At 35.3% G+C, this 20,346-nt stretch carries 4 protein-coding genes; all 4 read left to right on the top strand.

What is annotated here, in order from left to right:
- The first annotated feature begins 33 nt into the window (after positions 1-33).
- Positions 34-5,670 carry a type I polyketide synthase gene (locus tag acsn021_RS18705; protein WP_184091618.1) on the top strand — a complete coding sequence of 1,879 codons (5,637 nt, stop codon included), beginning with the start codon at positions 34-36 and terminating at the stop codon, positions 5,668-5,670.
- Positions 5,671-7,542 (top strand): asparagine synthase (glutamine-hydrolyzing), encoded by a 1,872-nt coding sequence (gene asnB / locus acsn021_RS18700; protein WP_184091621.1) that lies wholly within the window; start codon positions 5,671-5,673, stop codon positions 7,540-7,542.
- A gap of 28 nt (positions 7,543-7,570) precedes the next feature.
- Positions 7,571-10,741, top strand: coding sequence for a non-ribosomal peptide synthetase (locus acsn021_RS18695; RefSeq protein ID WP_184091623.1), 3,171 nt, complete (start codon positions 7,571-7,573; stop codon positions 10,739-10,741).
- Between the two features lie 121 nt (positions 10,742-10,862).
- Complete coding sequence (locus acsn021_RS18690; protein WP_184091625.1) at positions 10,863-20,270, top strand: non-ribosomal peptide synthetase; 9,408 nt, start codon at positions 10,863-10,865, stop codon at positions 20,268-20,270.
- The last annotated feature ends 76 nt before the right edge of the window (positions 20,271-20,346 follow it).

Here is a 20,346-nt window from a genome sequence, read left to right as displayed (position 1 = left end):
GGTGGATAATCTCTTAGATTAAGGTGGTATGAAATGAGTGAGCTAGACATAGCTATAATAGGAATGAGTTGCCGTTTTCCAGGTTCAAAAAATACTAGAGAGTTTTGGAAAAACATTAAAAACGGTGCTGAATTAATTCGCTTTTACAGATATAACGATTTGTTAAAACTGGGAGTAGATGTTGAGTTGTTGAAAAACCCCAATTATGTAGGGGCTTGTGGAAGCATTGATGGAATCGATCAATTTGACGCTGATTTTTTTAATTACACATGTGAAGAAGCTATATTGATGGACCCACAAATACGTATATTACACGAAACTTGTTGGGAGGCTCTAGAAGACGGAGGATATTACCCAGGGAAATCTAGGAATAGGATCGGGCTTTATGTAGGGGCAGCAAGTAATATACTATGGCGGATGCTTTCTTTTAAGGTAGCTGGTTCTCAAGGATCCGACCAATTTAATGCATCCATATTGAACGATAAAGATTTTATAGCTTCGAGAATATCCTATAATTTTAATTTGAGCGGACCGAGCTACACTATTGATACTGCTTGTTCAACATCCCTCGTTACCATCCATGAAGCTTGCCAAGCTTTAATTGGAGGAGAATGTGATATGGCATTGGCTGGCGGGGCAACAATCGCATTGAATCAAAACCAAGGGTACTTGTACCAGGAGGGATTCATACTTTCGTCCGATGGCCATTGTCGTACATTTGACGGCAATGCGAACGGTACAGTCGAAGGGAATGGAGCAGGAATAGTTCTGTTGAAACCTTTGGATGACGCTCTTAAAGATCGAGACAATGTTTATGCTGTTATAAAAGCGTCAGCAGTAAATAATGACGGCTCAAGAAAAGTAGGTTATACAGCACCAAGTGTTGAGGGACAAGCGGAAGTGATAAGAGTTGCGCACCACCTTGCTGATATTGATCCTGAGACGCTTTCCTATATAGAAGCACATGGAACGGGTACTAGACTGGGAGATCCGATAGAGATTGAGGCATTAAAAGTGGCTTTTAATACTGGGAAGAAGGGGTATTGTGCTATTGGATCGGTAAAAACAAACCTGGGACATTTGGACAGAGCTGCAGGTATCGCCGGTTTTATAAAAACAGTACTAGCATTAAACCATAAATGTATACCGCCTAGCTTGAATTTTGAAAAACCTAACCCCAATATAGACTTTGAAAGCAGTCCGTTTTATATAAACAACAAACTTACACAGTGGGGCAAAGGATTATATCTGCGCAGGGCTGCTGTAAATTCCATGGGAATAGGTGGTACGAATGCTTATGTAGTACTGGAAGAAATTTGTTTATCTCGCAAAGTATCTTCTACAAAACCATATAAACTGGTCTTATTTTCAGGGAACAGTGAAGCAGCGGTTTGCAAAACTGCCCAAAATTTATCTGGTTTCCTTCAAAGTAAAAACGATATTGATATTTCAGATGTGGCGTATACAACACAGGTTGGGAGAAAAGAACTGCCCTATAGGAATATGGTGGTATGTCGTGATAGTGAAGATGCGATAGCTTCAATTCGGAGTCTTGATAAAGCTTGGGGACCGGTTGTATTTAGAAAGGCTGATCAAGGCAGTCTTTTCGCAATATTTCCTGGTGAAGGTGAACAATATGTTAACATGGGTTTAGACTTATACAGGACAGAGCCAGTTTTTCGTAATGAGATGGAAAGATGTTTTACCATACTAAGGGAAATAACAGGTTTGGATTATAAACATATCCTATATCCTGTCAACGCTCCCGATAATAGCTTGGAATTAATAGATAAGGAGCATATTGATCCAGTACTGTTATCATTTGAATATTCCGTCGCAAAACTACTAAACTCATGGGACATACATGGTTGTCATATGTTAGGCATTGGAATCGGGGAATATGTAATAGCACATTTATTAGGGGTAATATCACTGGAAGAAGTATTATATTTGGCTTTACATCGCAGCAATGCGGACAAGTTCAGACAATATGCCTGTAAATTGAAGTTGCAGGAACCTGAGAAACCCTATATTTCATCAGTGAGTGGTACATGGGTTTCTCCGGGTCTTGTTACAAATCCCCAATACTGGATTGAACAATTGAATACATCAATTTATTTTGATGAAGATATAAAGGAACTGCTTAAATCAGAAGGTAATATATGCATTGAGGTAGCGCCTGGACAATTTTCCTATTTTACCGAAACAAATATATCAATTAGTTTATTCGCCCAATCTTATGAAAAAGGAGAGGAATATAAACGATTTATTAATGGGGTGGGCAGGCTGTGGCTAAACGGGTTTTATATTAATTGGAAGCAATTTTCTGCAGGACAGGAGAGAAACAGAGTCTCGCTTCCTGCATATCCGTTTGAGCGAAAATCCTATTGGATTGAGGGGAGTCCATTGGAGATGTTTAACCATAAAACAGATGAATGCAGTGAGATTAAAAAAAATAATGATATTTCAAAATGGTTTTATTATGTTGCATGGAAAAATGAGAAATTAAACATTACCTTTGACAATAATAAGTCAAACTATATAGTTTTCAGCGATAATCTGGGAATAGGTGATGCGATAATTAAAAAACTTCAGGCAAATGGAAATAGAACAATTGTAGTAAATATCGGAAGTGGTTTTTTGCGGGAGGGGAATGGAAAGTACTATATTAACCCTCAATCACCACATGAGTATGAACTTTTGTTTACGGAATTGTCTGAGAACGGCTTGCTTCCGGATAAAGCGATTCACTTATGGAACCTTTCCAATACTGTTAAACATGAAGTAAACGTAGAAAGGATACAAAAAGCACAGGTTACAGGTTTCTACAGCTTATTATATATTATACAGGCACTAGCGAAAACAATAGTTTCTGACAAGTTTGATATAAAAGTTATTACTAACAATATGTTTGATGTAGTTGGTGAAGACTTGTATCACCCAGAAAAGGCTACTTTAAAAGGTATTTGCTGTATCGCTCCGCAAGAAAACCCCAATATTACCTGCAGTTGTTTAGATATACCTATAGATTATGAATTATATCCTGGTGGAAAAACACTTAATGATACTTTATATCAGGAGATATCAAGTCAATACAGCAGTGCTATTACAGCCTATCGTGGAAGAAAGCGTTGGATTCCTGTGTTTGAATCTTTGGTAATGGACAAAAAAGTAGAAAATATCAAAGCAACCAAACTAAAACAAAACGGGATTTATCTTATCACCGGTGGGCTCGGTAAGATTGGGATTGCCTTAGGAGAATATCTAGCTAGGAATTATAAAGCCAAATTAATACTTACTGGAAGAACTCAATTTCCAGCAAGAGACCAATGGGATATCTGGATAGACAAATATGGGAAAAAGGATGGGATTACTCAAAAAATACAAAAGATAAGAGATTTTGAGGCAGCAGGAGCAGAGGTCTTGATTTTTTCTGCTGATAGTTCAAATAAAGAGGAGATGGCAAATGTACTTAGTATCTCCGAAAAAGCTTTTGGCCTTTTAAATGGAGTTATTCATGCAGCAGGTATCACAGAACAGCATGAAGTTATTGAATCACTAGAACCTGAAGCCTGTGAAAAGCATTTCGCTTCGAAAGTGTATAGCTTGGCTGTATTGGAAAATATACTTAAAAACAGGAAACTTGATTTCTGTGTACTCATGTCCTCCATTTCCTCTATTTTGGGTGGCTTAGGGATGTCAGCCTATGCTGCAGGAAACGCATTTATGGATGCATTTGTACACTACCAAAACTATAGTTCCAAAACCCAATGGATATGCATAAACTGGGACGGCTGGAATTTGGGCAGCAAGGAAATGATAGCTTGGGAAACTAGTATTTCTGACCTGGAAATAAATATAGAAGAGGGGATTAGGGTTTTTGAAAAAGCGTTGCTGTTGGGGGAAGAACATATTATTATATCGACTGGTGAATTACAGTCAAGACAGAAACAGTGGCAAATAAACAGACATTATGAAAATAAAGCAGCTCCTTCAAATGAGGTAATGTTCGATGTGTTGCAATCTAGACCTAATTTTAAAAATTCGTATATATCTCCTAGGAATTATATTGAAGGTGAGATATTCCTTATTTGGCAGAAGTATTTGAAATATGAACGTATAGGTATAGATGATGATTTTTTTGAGCTTGGTGGAAATTCCTTGAAGGCTATAAGTGTTATATCTGCCATACATAAGTCCTTTAATAAGAAAATAGGATTGTCTCAATTTTTAAAAAATCCTACGATTAGGCAGGTGGCTGACTTCCTGAATAATCAAAATCAGAGTTTATGGGAGCCGGTAAAGACATCAGAAATAAAAGAGTATTATCCATTGTCCTCAAATCAGAAAAGGATGTACATATCAAGTAATATAAATACGACAAGTACCAATTATAATTTACCCTTTGTACTGCAACTTATTGGCGTAATAGATAAAGACAGGATTGAGACCTGCTTTCAAGTTTTGGTGAAGCGTCATGAAAGTCTAAGGACTGCATTTGTTTTAGTTGATAATACACCGGTGCAAAAAATTGTGGAGAATGTACCTTTTAAATTAGAATATTCTGAAATAACTACTGGCGATGAAAATACAGGAAAGATTTATGATGAAATATATAGGTTTATAAGGCCTTTTGACTTGAGCAATTCACCATTAATTCGGGCAAATCTTGTGAAAATAGAGGAAAATGACCATTACTTAATGATAGATATTCACCATATCATTTCGGATGGAGTTTCTATCCAGATTCTGATGGATGAATTTATGGCTCTATATGAAGGAAAAGAGCTACCCGAACTTAAGTTCCAATACAGGGATTACTCTGAATGGCAGCAGCAGCGGGGGAATACTTGGGATATCTATGGTAACCAGGAGAGCTTTTGGCTTAATGAATTTGCTAAAGGCGTACCGTTGAGTAATATACCCACAGATTTTGAAAGACCTAAAATACCTTCTTTTGAAGGTGAGCAGTTATATTTTGAACTTGATGAAGAAACTACGATGTACCTAAAAGATATGGCAGATGCAAATAATATCACGCTATTTACATACCTGTTATCACTGTTTTATTTACTTTTGAACAAAATTGGTGGAAGTGAAGAGATTGTCATAGGTACATCGGTAGCTGGTAGGACTCATAGCGATATGGAAAATATCGTAGGACTTTTTTTGAACTATCTTCCTTTGAAAAAAAGTATTTCACAAAGCGAAAGATTTATTGATTTCTTAATTGGGGTTAACAAAATAGTAATGGATGCGTTTGAAAACCAGGATTACCCCTTTGATGATTTAATTGAAAAACTTAAATTATCCCGGGATATAAACAGAAACCCTCTATATGATATGATTTTCATATTTCAAAATGTAGATATTCCGGATTTTAAAATATCAAACCTTATTATAAAACAATTCCCTTTCAAGAACCGGGCATCCAAGCTTGATATTAATATTGAAGGATTTTTTAGGAATAATAAACTTTATTTTATTATTGAATATAACGTAAAGCTGTTCAAGGAGGAGACAATTAAGATTTTCTCAGAATATTTTGTTAATATAGCACGTAACGCAGTGAGAAATCCTGAGAATAAGATTGAAGAAATATTGAACTGGATGGACAGTAATTATGACAAAATATTGGGTGATTTTAATGAGGATTTGGAGGTGGAGTAATTGTGCGGCATTTGTGGAATTGTTGATCTAAAATTTAAAAAGAGAATTGAGGAATCCCTTATATATCCTATGACGAAGATATTACAGCATAGGGGACCGGATGCAGAGAACTTTTATTATGATGGCAGTATATCATTTGGTTTTACAAGGCTTGGCATAATTGACCTCACCGGAGGCATACAACCAATATTTAATGAAGACCGTTCAATTGTAATGATATGTAATGGAGAGATTTTTAACTATATTGAGCTTCGAAAACTGTTAGAGTGTAAGGGGCACGTTTTCAGAACCAATACCGATGTAGAGACGCTAATCCATCTTTATGAGGAAAAAGGAAGAGATATGTTTAATTATCTGAATGGACAGTTTTCCTTTGTAATTTTTGATTATAAAACAAGGAGTTTACTTTGTGGCAGGGACCACTTTGGTATTGCTCCATTTTTTTATACGGTTGTTGATGATTTTTTTATTTTTGGTTCTGAGATAAAATCCATATTACAACATCCCGCTGTCAAAAGGGAAGTTGACCTTATTGGTCTTGATCAAATCTTTACATTTCCTGGATTAATAGGATCCCGCACTATGTTTAAAAACATAAGGAGTCTTGATAACGGTCATTATTTGGAGATTAGAGACCAAAATATTAACGAAGTAGAATACTGGGACTTAGTCTATCCTGAGACAGGAGTAAGTGAGATAGAGGACAAAGGAGAGGAGTATTACATTGAACGGTTGGATGAACTTATTACTAATTCTATAAAATTGAGGCTTAGAGCTGATGTACCTGTTGGTTTGTATGTAAGCGGAGGGCTTGATTCATCCATTGTAGCGAGCAAGGCGCAAATTTTAAGACCACAGAATTCTTATAAATCATTTTCAATAGATTTTCTTGATAAAGAATTATCAGAATCAAAATACCAGCGCTTTTTAGCAAATAAGCTTCAATTTGATCACCATGAAATTATGTTTACAATGCAGGATATAAGCCAAAGGCTTTCTAAAGCAATTTATTATTCTGAAACACCTTTGAAGGAAACATACAATTGTGCATCGATGGCATTGTCAGAGAAGGTTAGGAATGAAAATATTAAGGTTGTACTTACTGGAGAAGGGGCTGATGAGCTTTTTGCAGGCTATATAGGATACAGATTTGATAAAATGCGTGAAATGACTGAGTCCTCATTTAATACTGAGGAAATGAAAGAACGAATGCTTCGATTGGAACTTTGGGGCAGAGAGGACTTTATTTATGAAAGGAATTATGGCGCCTTCAATAAGGTAAAATTCGAGTTATATTCTCCACAAATTAATTCATATTACAGTGATATAAATTGCATGAACCATCCGTTGATTAATAAAGATCGTCTTTGTAACAGGGATGTGATACATGTACGTTCGTACGTGGATTATAAAATGCGTATTGTTAATCATCTGGTAGCGGACCATGGAGATCGAATGGCATATGCTAATTCTATAGAGGCTAGATACCCTTTCCTTGATAAAGAACTAGTAGAGTTTGTAAAACAAATTCCTACCACCTATCTATTGAACGGATTTGACGAGAAATATATTCTCAAACGCATGGGTGAAAGATTTCTTCCACAGAAAATAACGCAAAGGGAGAAATTCAGCTTTGTTGCTCCCGGAAGTTGTGAACTTTTAAAGAGAAATAATGAATATATAAATGACATACTCTCATATGAAACAATAAAACGCCAGGGATATTTCAATCCGGATACGGTTGAAATGCTTAAAAAGAAATATATGAGTGAGGATTTTAATTTAAATGTACCATTTGATCCTGATTTATTAATTACGGTACTGACATTCGGAGTTTTTATAAAAGAGTTTAATATGCCCAATCTTAATTAATCATTATATTTATTGTGAGGATTATACTATGAGTGATGTATTACAAAAAAGAATTAGTAAAAGTTTAGAAGAGCACAAAAGTCTGATAGCAATAGAGTATGGAGACAAAAGTATTAGTTACAGAGATTTGGATTATTTATCAAGATATATTTCGACTGTAATAACAGATCAGTGTGGAAGCGGAGAATTAATCGGCGTCTGTATGAACGACAGATTTTATTATATTGCCGCCTTACTGGGAATTTTAACGGCAGGCTGCATTTTTGTTCCCTTGGATTTATTGAACCCTGCAGCAAGAATACGGGAAATGATAAAGGATACAGGGATAAAACATGTTATTGGTGATAATGCCGGTATTGAATATATAGGGAAAGTAGAAGGGATAAATTTTATATCTGAAGATGAATTCTGTCGGAACGGATTTGAAAATACGCCCAAGGCTTTGAGTGTCACTTATGACCAGGAGGATAAGGTGTATGTTTATTTTACTTCCGGTTCTACCGGTAAGCCCAAAGCAATCGTTGGAAGGAATAAAGGGCTTTTGCATTTTATAGACTGGGAGATAGGTGCTTTTAATTTGGATCGTTCTTTTACATTTAGCCAGTTCACTAATCCTGGTTTTGATGTGTTTCTAAGAGATATCCTTGTACCTTTATGCTGTGGAGGTAAAATCGTTATACCGGACCAACTCGGGACTATTCTTGATGGAGAACACTTATCAAATTGGATAAATATAAAAAAGATAAACCTTATACACTGCGTTCCAAGTTTGTTCCGCCAGATGAATTCTGAGAATTTAAGTGAAATGGATTTTCAGGAATTAAAATATGTTTTACTTGCTGGTGAAAAGGTTGTACCCTCTGAACTGCGGAACTGGTATGAAAAAATCGGAGAAAGAATACATTTGATAAATCTTTATGGACCAACCGAAACGACACTGGCGAAATTCTTCTATCCAATACGGAAGGAAGACATTGAAAGGGATGTTATGCCAATAGGCAAGCCAATAAAGGGTGCGCGAGCTATCATATTGGATAAAAATATGAATATATGCAATGAACTGGTTACAGGAGAGATATTCATAAGGACGCCATATAGAACATTTGGCTATCTTAATGATGATGAACAAAACCGGCAGAAATTTATAAGAAATCCGTTCAGTCAAAATCCGGAGGATATTATTTATAAAACTGGAGATTTAGGCAGGTTGCTACCAGATGGTAATATAGAATTAATGGGAAGAATGGACCGCCAGGTTAAGATTAGGGGAATTCGGGTAGAACTAGAAGAGATTGAAAGTATTCTACTTGGACATGATTTAATAAATGAAGTAGCTATTATAAAGAATGAAATTTCTGAGAATTCCTCGGTTATATTAATCGCTTTTATTACAGTCAAGGGGAGTAATTCAGGAGATGATGTGCTCAAGGAGGTTGATAAATACCTCAAAGAGTTGCTGCCTGCCCATATGCTTCCGTCTGACATTGTAATAACACAATCAATACCAAAGCTTGCTAACGGTAAGATAAATTATAAAGCAGTAGGTGAGATGTACAGAGATAATAAAACTCTGCAGGTTAGACCTAGAGATGAGATTGAGAAAAAATTATATGAAATTTGGACAAAGCTACTTGGTAGAAATACGTTTAGTATTACCGATAGCTTTTTTAAACTTGGCGGAAATTCATTGAATCTTATGCGGTTAATTTCAAATATAAGCAGGGTTTTTGATATCAAAGTTTCTTTAGGAGTACTATTTGAAAACAATACAATAGAAAAGCAGGCCATAGTTATAAGAAAGTCTGCAGTAGTAGAGTCCCTTACAACAGAGATGAAGTATGTGGGAAAGCGAGAGTATTATCCGTTATCCTATGCACAAAAAAGGCTATACATACTTGATAGGATGTTCCAGGAGAATATAATGTACAACTTATCTGAGATTGTGAGATTAAAGGGACCTGTTGATATTAACAAGGTTGAAAGTATATTCAAAGATTTAATTAGACGTCACGAAAGCTTAAGAACATCATTTTCTACTATGGATGGTATACCTGTAATGAAGGTGGTGGATGAAGTACCATTTAGAATTGAAGTGTATGATGCAGCAGATAATAGCTGGGAAGAGGTACTTGCCCAGTTCATACATCCCTTTGATTTAAGAAGTGCTCCTTTGTTAAGAGTAGGGATCATAAAGCTGGGACTTGATAATTTTATAATGGTTATAGATATGCATCATATCATATCCGATGCGATATCAATGAACATCATCATAAAGGATTTCATAACACTATATAAAAGTAAACAACTGCCTTACTTGAACAGCAGGTATATAGACTATGCTCTCTGGCAAGACAGCAGTGAATTTAAGGTGATATTAGAAAATCAAAAGAAATTTTGGATTTCACAATTTGAAAATGGTATTCCATATTTAGAACTTCCTTTAGACTTTGAAAGACCTTCGGTGCAGACGTTTGAAGGAGATATTCAAATAATGAGTCTTGGCAAAGAGGAAGCAATTTTTTTAAAGGAGATAAGTGCAAAAAATGATACGACACTTTTTGCAAGCTTATTAGCTGTGTTTAATATACTCCTTTATAAGATAACAGGGTCGACAGATATTATTTTGGGCACTCCAGTATCTGGACGCAGCTATGAAAGCTTTGAAAATATAGTTGGTATGTTTGTAAATACACTTGTACTTAGAAATCAAATCAATGAAAATCAAAGCTTTTCTGAAATCTTATTAAATGTCAGTGAGAATACCCGACAAGTTTTGAAGTATCAAGATTATCCATTTGATGAGCTTGTTAAGGATGTATATGTCAATAGAGATACGACCAGAAACCCAGTATTTGATGTAATGTTTCAACTTCAGGATTTCGATATTCAGGAGATAAATGTCGAAGGAGTAGAAATAACACCGATAGAACGAAATGTGGTGTCGAACTTTGATATGACATTTTCTGCTACTAAACTAAAGGATAAAATAAAGGTAGCTATTGTTTATAATAAGAAACTGCTACAGGTGGAAACAGTACAAAAATGGATGGAATACTTTAGAAGAATTCTATATGCAGTTTCAAAGGATGAACAGATAAAAGTTTGTGATATACAACATATGGATGAGCAGGAAGTGAAAAAAATTAAATCGATTCTTAATCTATATGAAAAACCACTGGATATTACCTTTGATTTCTAAATATTAACTTTACAAATTAATTGAAGGCTGAGCACTGTAATTAGATTATTAACAAATGCTGGAGTTCAACAAAGTGTATCATTACAATGAGTACCGGAAGGATATAAGTAAGGGTGGGATTATGGATAAAAATATCTTAAGCGATTTGAGTGAATTCGAAGAAGCACGAGAGTATTGGACAAAGAAGTTAAAAGAGTGTACATTTTCAATGGAATTATTTTCCGATTATCCGGTATGTGAAAGTTACAGTGAAAATAGATTGGATACAATTCTGGATGATAACATTTGCAGAATATTACTTCAAATGTCCAGAAATAATGATATTGCTATTTTTGTACTAGTATTGGAATGTCTGAAAGTATTGCTTTACAAGTTAACAGGGGAAAAGGATATCGTAGTTGCGTCTCCAGTTTATCTTAAAACCCATAGTGAACTTAACGAGTGGGTTCTATTCAGAGATCAGATAGAAGATGGAATTAGTGTGAGACAATTTCTGGATATAACAAAACAGACAGTTGTAGAAGGCTATAAGTATCAGTTTTACCCTGTAGATAAGGTGTTGAGCAAGCTATACGGCGCTGATACACAGAGACCTTTAAAATATTTGTTCTTGATGGATAGTATACACAACCGGGACTATATAAAAAACCTCAATTCCGGAAATTGTAAGAATGATATTGCTTTTGTCTTAAAAAAGGATAGCGAAAACTTATGCTTTGAAATAATTTACAACTCAAAACTTTACAATCATAAATCAATCGGTAAGATTTCCAAATGCTTTACTACTATTTTAAAGCAAATGTTAAATAATATGGAAATGAAGATAGCTGATATTGAAATAGCGGATGAAGAGGAAAGAAATTACATACTTCATCATATAAATAATACAGCTAAAGTGAGACCAACACAACTTACGCTGAATAGGTTGTTTGAGGAACAGGCTGCGAGAACTCCGGATTGTACTGCGATAAAATTTATTACATACAAACACGGGGTGGAAAAAAGCATAAGCTACATAGAAATATCTGAAAAGTCTGAGTATATGTCCAAACTTTTGGTAGACAAAGGATGTAGACCGGATACAGTTGTAGGAATTATAGGTGAGCGTTGTATTGAAACGGTAATATCCATGTTGGGCATTTTGAAAGCCGGAGGCTGTTTTGTAGTAATAAGCCCTGATTTGCCAAAAGAAAGACTGGAATTTATGTTAAAAGACAGTGGAGCAGAAATTATTATGGTTACTTCGCCTACTGTATATTCACTGGATTTAAATGGAACAATACTTGATGTTCCGGAAGCATCTAAAATTCCTAGAATGCAGCATAAGAATGAAATAAGCAACCCGCAAAATTTAGCTTATATGATATATACATCAGGTTCAACAGGAAAGCCCAAAGCGGTACTTATAGAGCATGAGTCAATTGCCAATACTATTCTTTGGCGTAAAAAGTTTTATGCTTTTGATGAGGAGGACTCTATACTTCAAATTCCTTCTTTTTCCTTTGACAGTTCGGTTGAAGATATTTTTACACCGTTGGTCTCGGGTTCAACTGTCATAATGATTGAGGAAGAAAACAAGCTTAACTTAAATTGTATAAAACAGGTTCTTACAATGAATCCTATTACTCATTTCCTTGTTACACCGGCGTATTACAAGGTCCTAATGAAAGAAGTTTACGAACACCTCAAAAAACTTAGAGTTATTACTGTTGCGGGAGAGGATTTCTCTTCTGACCTGGTGATAGAGCACTTTAATAGGCTTGACAAGGTCAGGTTATGCAATGAATATGGACCTACAGAAAATAGTGTTTGCAGCACTGTTTACGAATTCGATAAAAACCGGACGGAAGTGCTTATAGGTAAACCCATTGACAATGTTCAATGCCTTATTCTCAACAAAGAAGGAAGATTAATGCCTATAGGATTACCAGGAGAGTTATATCTTTCTGGAAAAGGTTTATCAAGGGGATATCTAAACAATCAGGAACTGAATTCTACGCTTTTCATAGATAATCCAATATTCCCAGGAAGTAAAATATATAAGACAGGAGATAGAGTAAAATATACGGATGATGGAAACATTAAATTCCTGGGCAGGGTAGATAATCAAGTAAAAATCCGAGGATTCAGAATTGAGCTTGGTGAAATCGAAGCAAGATTAAGGGAATATGCGAATGTTAATGATACGATAGCAATTATAGGTGAGGATTCTAAAGAAGGTAAATGTTTATACGCATTTGTAGTATCAGATACCGTACTTTGTATCTCAAATATTAAAAAATATTTGGAAGAGAAACTACCATTTTATATGGTTCCGGCTTTCATAGTTCAGGTTGATAAAATTCCTTTGACATCTCATGGAAAGGTTGATAAGAAGTCACTGGAGAAGTTGGCCATGAAGGAATGTGCAGGTGTGGTAAAACCAGAGAACCGTACTGAAGAGAGATTGTTGGATTTATGGGTTGATGTATTACAAAGAGATAAAGACGATATAAGTGTGATAGGTAGTTTTTTTGAAATTGGAGGTCATTCATTAAATGCCATTGTATTGGTGGAGAGGATAAAGAAGGAATTTGATCTGGATATATCCCTGATGGATTTTATCAAGCAAAAAACAATACGTAACATTGGAATATACCTCAGGAATGCAAAAAGAGAAGATTACTTGCTTATAGAACCAGTACAGAAAAAGGATTACTACCCATTGTCTTCTGCTCAGAAGAGAGTTTATATAATACAGAATCTTGAGCCTGAAAGCACAGCATATAATATGCCTTTCGTAGTAAAGCTGGAAGGAAAATTGGATACAAGAAAGCTAGAATCAGCCATTAATAAAATTATTCAAAGGCATGAAAGTTTACGAACGTCTTTTGAACATAATGGTACAGAGCCATGTCAAAAAATTTATGACGATGTTTGCTTCAAGATGGAATACTATGAACAAAGCGAAGACAGTGCACAGAAAATTGTAACTTCATTTTTACAACCTTTTGATTTAGGCAAACCTTGCCTGCTGCGTGTATGCCTAATAAGAATAGGGGACTTGAGTTATATATTGTGTGTAGATATGCATCATATTATATCTGATGGAATGTCTATGGAAATTTTTATTAATGAATTTGCAGATATTTATTCAGGAGCGGAACTAGAATCAACTAAGGTATCTTACAAAGATTATGTAAACTGGCAAAACAGTGAAAGTATTCGGGCAAGGGTAGCAAATCAGGAGCGATACTGGATGGAAAAATTTAAGGGAGAGATAGCGGTTCTGAATTTACCCTATGACTATAGCAGAGCTGGTATGCAAAGTTTTGAAGGTTTTCGTACAAGTTTTGAAATAGATAGTGCATTGACCTTGCAAATAAAAGAGCTGGCAGTTCGAGAGGGAGTCACAACTTTTATTATCCTACTATCGGCATATAGCCTATTTTTACATAAGATTACTAGTCAGAATGACATTATAATAGGTACAGCTACAGCAGGAAGGAATCATGCAGACTTACAGTCTGTAATAGGTAATTTTGCAAATTACTTGGCTCTTCGCACAAATATTGATAAAGCAAATAGCTTTAGAATGCTCTTGCAGAATACTCAAAAAGAAGTTATAGATGCTTTTCAGAATCAGGACTACCAGTTTGAAGACTTGGTGGAAAAAGTGGTAACAAAGAGGGATAGTAGTAGGAATGCTATATTTGATACTATGTTTGTTTTTCATAATATGAAAAAAGCACAGGTTAGCAGTCTTCCATTTAATATCAGTGAGTATGGTTTTGTACATGAGACTTCACAGGTCGATTTAAAGCTGCAGGGCAGAGAAGAAGGAAACATACTGACAATGGAATTTGAGTACTGTACAAAGCTCTTTAAAGATTCTACTATAAAAAGATTTCAAGATATGTATATTCATATTCTTAACCAGATATTGAAAAAACCAGACTCCAGATTGGCTGATGTGGAGATAACGTCAGAGTATGAGAAGCAAAAAATTTTATACGAATTTAATCGTTTTCAGTGTTGGATTCCTCAAGATAAAACTTTTATTGAACTATTTAAGCAACAGGTAGAAAACTATCCAAATAATACTGCAGTAGTATGTGGTAATTGTAGTTTAACATACAAGCAATTGGATTTACGATCTGGTCAGTTATCTGGCAGTTTACAGGAAAACGGTCTTAGATTAGGAGAAATATGTGGACTGTTGGTGGAACGGTCAGTAGAAATGATGGTTGGTATAATTTCAATACTGAAAACAGGAGCAGTGTACCTGCCTATCGATCCGCATTATCCTCAGGAAAGGGTAGAGTATGTACTGAACGAGAGTAGTGCAAAGCTTTTACTATTGAGCAGGACCATGATAGAAAGATTTGATTTATCAAATACAAAGTGTGTAGTCGTAAATCTTTCTGACAACAGAAATTATATAGATGCGAATGATATACAGCAGGTTAAGGTTTTACCTGACAACCTTGCTTATCTTATTTTTACTTCAGGGTCTACAGGTAAACCCAAAGGAGTTTTGGTTGACCATAAAAATCTTGTTAATTTTGTACAAGCTATGAAACTTTCAATCAATTATGGAGAAAATGGTACGTTTTTAGCCCTAGCCTCTATTTCTTTTGATTTATCAATTTCGGAACTAATGTTTCCACTTTCCTGCGGGGCTGCAGTTATTATTACGACAGACCAAGAACAGCAGGATTTTGATACACTAGTGAGGATAATCATTGAAAAAAATGTTGACTTTGTACATTTTACACCATCACGACTAAATATACTGTTGGAGAATAGTGCAAATGATGCTGTTTGGTGTAGAATCAAGCATATGATTGTAGGAGGAGAAGCATTACCAGAGAGCGTGTTTACCCGTTTGAAGAGAAAGTATAATGGAAGAATTTATAATTTTTATGGTCCAACTGAAGCTACGGTTTGGACAACATTCAAGGACTTGTCAGGTGAAAATAAGGTTACGATAGGTGTGCCATTACCCGATGCAGAAGTGTATATAATAAACGAGAATATGCAGCTTCAGCCTCTTGGAGTGCCCGGAGAAATTGCTATTGGGGGAGAATGTGTAGCTAAAGGCTATATAAATAATACACCAGAAACCAGTGAGAAGTTTATTTCCAATCCGTTTAAGCAAGATGCAGGAAATATAATTTACCGCACAGGAGATGTGGCCAGATTATTAGAAAATGGAGAAATCGAATATTTGGGCCGTTCTGACAATCAAGTAAAGGTACGTGGATATAGGATTGAGTTAAGTGAAATTGAAGATACATTATTAAAATATAGTGGTATCAGTGAAGCTGTTGTTGTTGCCAAAGTGGATAATGAGGGGAATAAGTTTCTGTGTGCATTCTTAGTATCCGATAAAGACGTGAATGTACAAAGCATACGTGAATTACTGGCTTCAAAATTACCGTTTTACATGGTTCCATCAACCTTTATCCAGCTTGATATGCTTCCGTTGACGCCTAATAGGAAGATTGACAGAATTAAGCTGTCATCTATGGATATAAGCAAGTTAATAATAGATAACACACAAAAAAATGAATATAAACCTATGACGTCATATGCCATGATATTAGTGGAGGTATGGAAGGAACTACTGAGTGTAGAAAGAGTAAATTCTGGTGATGATTTCTTTGAAATGGGTGGACACTCAATCAAAGCTATCAATATGATATATAGACTACGTAAGGAACTTGATATCGATATTGCATTAACGGATATATTCACCCACAGCAGGATTGACGAGTTGGCAGAGCTAGTACAGCAAAAACAACAATCAAATTTGGAAATAATAAGATTTGTGGAAAAGAAAGAATATTATCCTGCCTCATCAGGGCAAAAGAGACTATATATTCTTAATAAGCTTGAAAGCGCAGGCTTGAGTTATAATCTTCCGTCTGTGTTTAGGGTCATGGGAAGTTTGGATACTGACAAGTTGCAGGCTGCACTCTTTGAACTCATAAAAAGGCATGAAATATTAAGAACTTCTTTTCACATTATAAATGGTGAAATAGTTCAAAAGATACATGAGAATGTGAACAACCCATTCTGTTTTTCGGATGGAATCACTGGTGACATACAAAGACTCTTCATACAGTTTGTTAAACCTTTTGACTTGACACAGCCAGCGTTACTAAGAGTTGAAGTTGTGAGATTGAGTGAAAATGAGCATATACTAATGTTTGATATGCACCATATTATTTCAGATGCTACTTCTCTTAAAATTTTGGTAGAAGAATTATGCAGTTTGTATGAAGGTGTTAGACTGCCTGAATTGACTATACAGTACAAGGAATATTCAGAATGGCAGAAAAACAGTATGAATTCAAACTTCATAAAGGAACAGGAAAATTATTGGTTAGGGCTTTATGGAGGAAATGCACCGGTGCTTGATTTGCCTGTTGATTTCGCACGTCCGACTGTACAGAATTTCGAAGGAAGTGTTATTTCATTTTCATTTGATGAAGAATTGTCGTTTGAAATCGGTAAAATGGTGGTTGATGCTAAGACTACACATTTTGTAGTACTTATTTCTATTTTTTATATTTTATTAATGGAGTACTCGGGGCAGGAAGATATAATTATTGGAACGCCAATTCAGGGAAGAGAGCATCCGGATCTGAAAGAACTGATAGGGTCATTTATAAATATGCTGCCTTTAAGAAATTATCCGTGTAAAGATAAAAGCTTTGATGAATTTTTGTCAGAGGTTAAAGAGAATTTCCTCAAAGCGTACGAGAACCGTTACTATCAATTTGAAGAACTCATCAACAAACTTGATATGAAGCGAGACTTGGGACGTAATCCGTTATTCGATGTCATGTTCTCAATGAGTAACTTTGAGAGGCCTGAGATGAAGGCTTTTGATTTAATATTTACACCAATAGAATATGATAAAGGTGCATCACAATTTGACCTTACTCTGCAAGCCTTTGTAGATAATAATAAAATACTGTTTAGCATGGAATTTTGTACAAAACTTTTCAAAGTTGGGACTATAAGGCAGATGAGCAGACATTTTATCAATATAGCTAAGCAGGTAGTAAGAAATCCTCATATTTGTATTGACAATATTGAAATTATGGATGACAAGGATAAAGCAGAAGTTATAGAACAATATAATCAAATGAGTTATGAAAGTCCCAAAGATTCTTCATTGATTAATTTGTTTAAAACACAAGTGAGTAAAATACCAGATAAGGAATGTGCTGTATTAAATGGCACCGGCATTTCTTACCGCGAATTAGACAGAAAGTCGGATAGTGTAGCTCATTATCTAAAAAAACACGGGGTTGGAAAAGAAATGGTTGTTGGGCTGCTGGTAGGGCGTTCATTTAATATGCTGGTTGGAATAATGGGAATATTAAAGTGTGGAGCTGCTTTTCTACCAATAGATCCTAAGTTTCCAGTACAAAGAATTCGATATGTACTGGATGATTGTGGGACAAATTTCTTGCTAGGTGAAAAAGAACATATTAACAGTATTGAATTTAAAGGAGCTGTATTTGATATAAACATTATCAGCAAGGAATATGAAATAGGTAAATCGTACAATGTTTTAGAGGAAGTAGATGTAAGCAATCATGATTTAGCTTATGTAATATATACATCAGGTTCAACAGGAAATCCCAAGGGGGTTATGATTGAGAGGAAAGCTCTTTTGAATTTTATTTATGCTATATCAGAGCTCATTGACTTTTCAAGTTCAAAAAAAATACTGGCTTTAACTACGATATCATTTGATATTTTTATTCTCGAAACACTAATGCCTCTACTAAAGGGACAAACATTAGTTATAGCAGATGAAATGCAGCAGCGGGATCCTAGTGCTATTAAAAGAATCATTTGCGAAAATGGAATAAGTATAATGCAAGCTACTCCAACTACTTTAAAGATGCTTTTGTCACATAAGGGAAGCAGCGAATGGCTCGAGAACCTCACCGAAATAATGATTGGAGGTGAAGTGCTTCATGATAGTCTTCTGGTAAAGCTTCGTTCGTTGTATAAAGGTAAGATATACAACATGTACGGACCTACAGAAACTACAATATGGTCTACAGTAAGGAACTTATCGAAATGTGATAGCGTTGATATCGGAAAACCCATACTGAAAACGCAGATATTGATTTTGGACAAAGAACAGAGACCTTTGCCATCTGGTATTTGGGGAGAGATGTATATTGCAGGAGAGGGGGTCTCTAGAGGCTATTTAAATAAGCCAGAATTGACACTGGCCAGATTTGTTCAAGACCCCTTCAATTCAGGAGAAGTAATGTATAAGACAGGTGATTTAGCAAGATGGAATAGTGATGGTTATATTGAAATTAGGGGAAGAAATGACAGACAGGTAAAACTGAATGGTTACAGGATTGAACTTGAGGAAATAGAACGGTGTATGCAAAGTTACGAAAAAATAGCAGATGCTGTAGTTGTTCTAAAAAATGGTAGTGGTGAGAATAAAAAGGGAGAAGGGTACATCGTAGGATATTATATAGGAGATGCGGAGATATCCGTAACCATACTAAGGAAATTTCTTTCAGTTTCGCTCCCATATTATATGGTTCCGTCGGTATTTGTAAAATTGAAGGAGATTCCACTGACACCCAATAAAAAAGTGGATTATAATGCATTACCAGATCCTGTTAGATATAGTAATTCACAACAACTTAAAATGAGTGTCAAGCCTGGGAATGATATTGAAATTGTACTGATGGAAATATGGAACAAAGTATTGGGAATAGATTTTGTTGATATCAATGAGAGCTTTTTTGACATTGGGGGTAATTCAATCCAGATAGTGCAAGTTTACTCTGAAATCGAAGAAAAATTTCCAGGTTCAGTGACAGTAGCTGACTTGTTTTCTCATCCATCTATTGTTAGACTTGCGAGTTTTATTACTGAGAAGCTTTCAGACAAGGGTAGAAAAACAATTTTGAAAACTGTGGTACTTCCCGAAGAATATTTTAGAGATGAGAATGTTGAAAATTCTGGATCTGTCCTATTTGCAGAAATTAATGATGATGTCAAGGATAAGCTTGAACAAGAACTGCAAAAAAATGACATAACTATGCTCGTATATAAGTGCGCAGTCTTCATTTATGTATTGCATATTGTCAGCAGACAGGAGGAGATAACAGTGTACACCCTTTCTGAATCAAACCAAATAATACCGGTATCCATTAATTTAAATAATACAGAGACACTTTGGGAGTTGGTTGAAGAGGTAAAGAAAAAATATATAGCAGGATTACATAGTGGAGGGATTCGGATACAAGATATTTTATTGTCGAATAGCAGAAAGCAAAGTAGAGAAATAACATCCATTATCATTGAACATGGTGGACAGCGAACTGAATTGGCTGGATTGTTTGATATAGTAATGGGCGTGAGTCAAAAAAAAGATGCTATATTGGTTTCCTGCTCTTACAATGATGGGCTTCTTGCAAATAAGGGGATAAGTAAAATCTTGAATGCTTATATAAATCTTACAGAACAGTTAATGGAAATTGATAATTAAAATAGGATTGAAATGAACATGGATAAAAAACAGGTAAAAAAAGAGAATGGATTCTAATTAGATGAAATAGGTTAAA

Source organism: Anaerocolumna cellulosilytica, assembly GCF_014218335.1.
Taxonomy (GTDB): Bacteria; Bacillota; Clostridia; order Lachnospirales; family Lachnospiraceae; genus Anaerocolumna; species Anaerocolumna cellulosilytica.
The sequence above is the reverse complement of the archived record's forward strand: the minus strand, read 5'-3'. Positions and strand labels throughout refer to the sequence as shown.

Bases quoted from the DNA above. Each gene is read 5' to 3' on its own strand.
- acsn021_RS18705 (WP_184091618.1), top strand. From the start codon at position 34: ATGAGTGAGCTAGACATAGCTATAATAGGAATGAGTTGCCGTTTTCCA.
- acsn021_RS18695 (WP_184091623.1), top strand. From the start codon at position 7,571: ATGAGTGATGTATTACAAAAAAGAATTAGTAAAAGTTTAGAAGAGCAC.
- acsn021_RS18690 (WP_184091625.1), top strand. From the start codon at position 10,863: ATGGATAAAAATATCTTAAGCGATTTGAGTGAATTCGAAGAAGCACGA.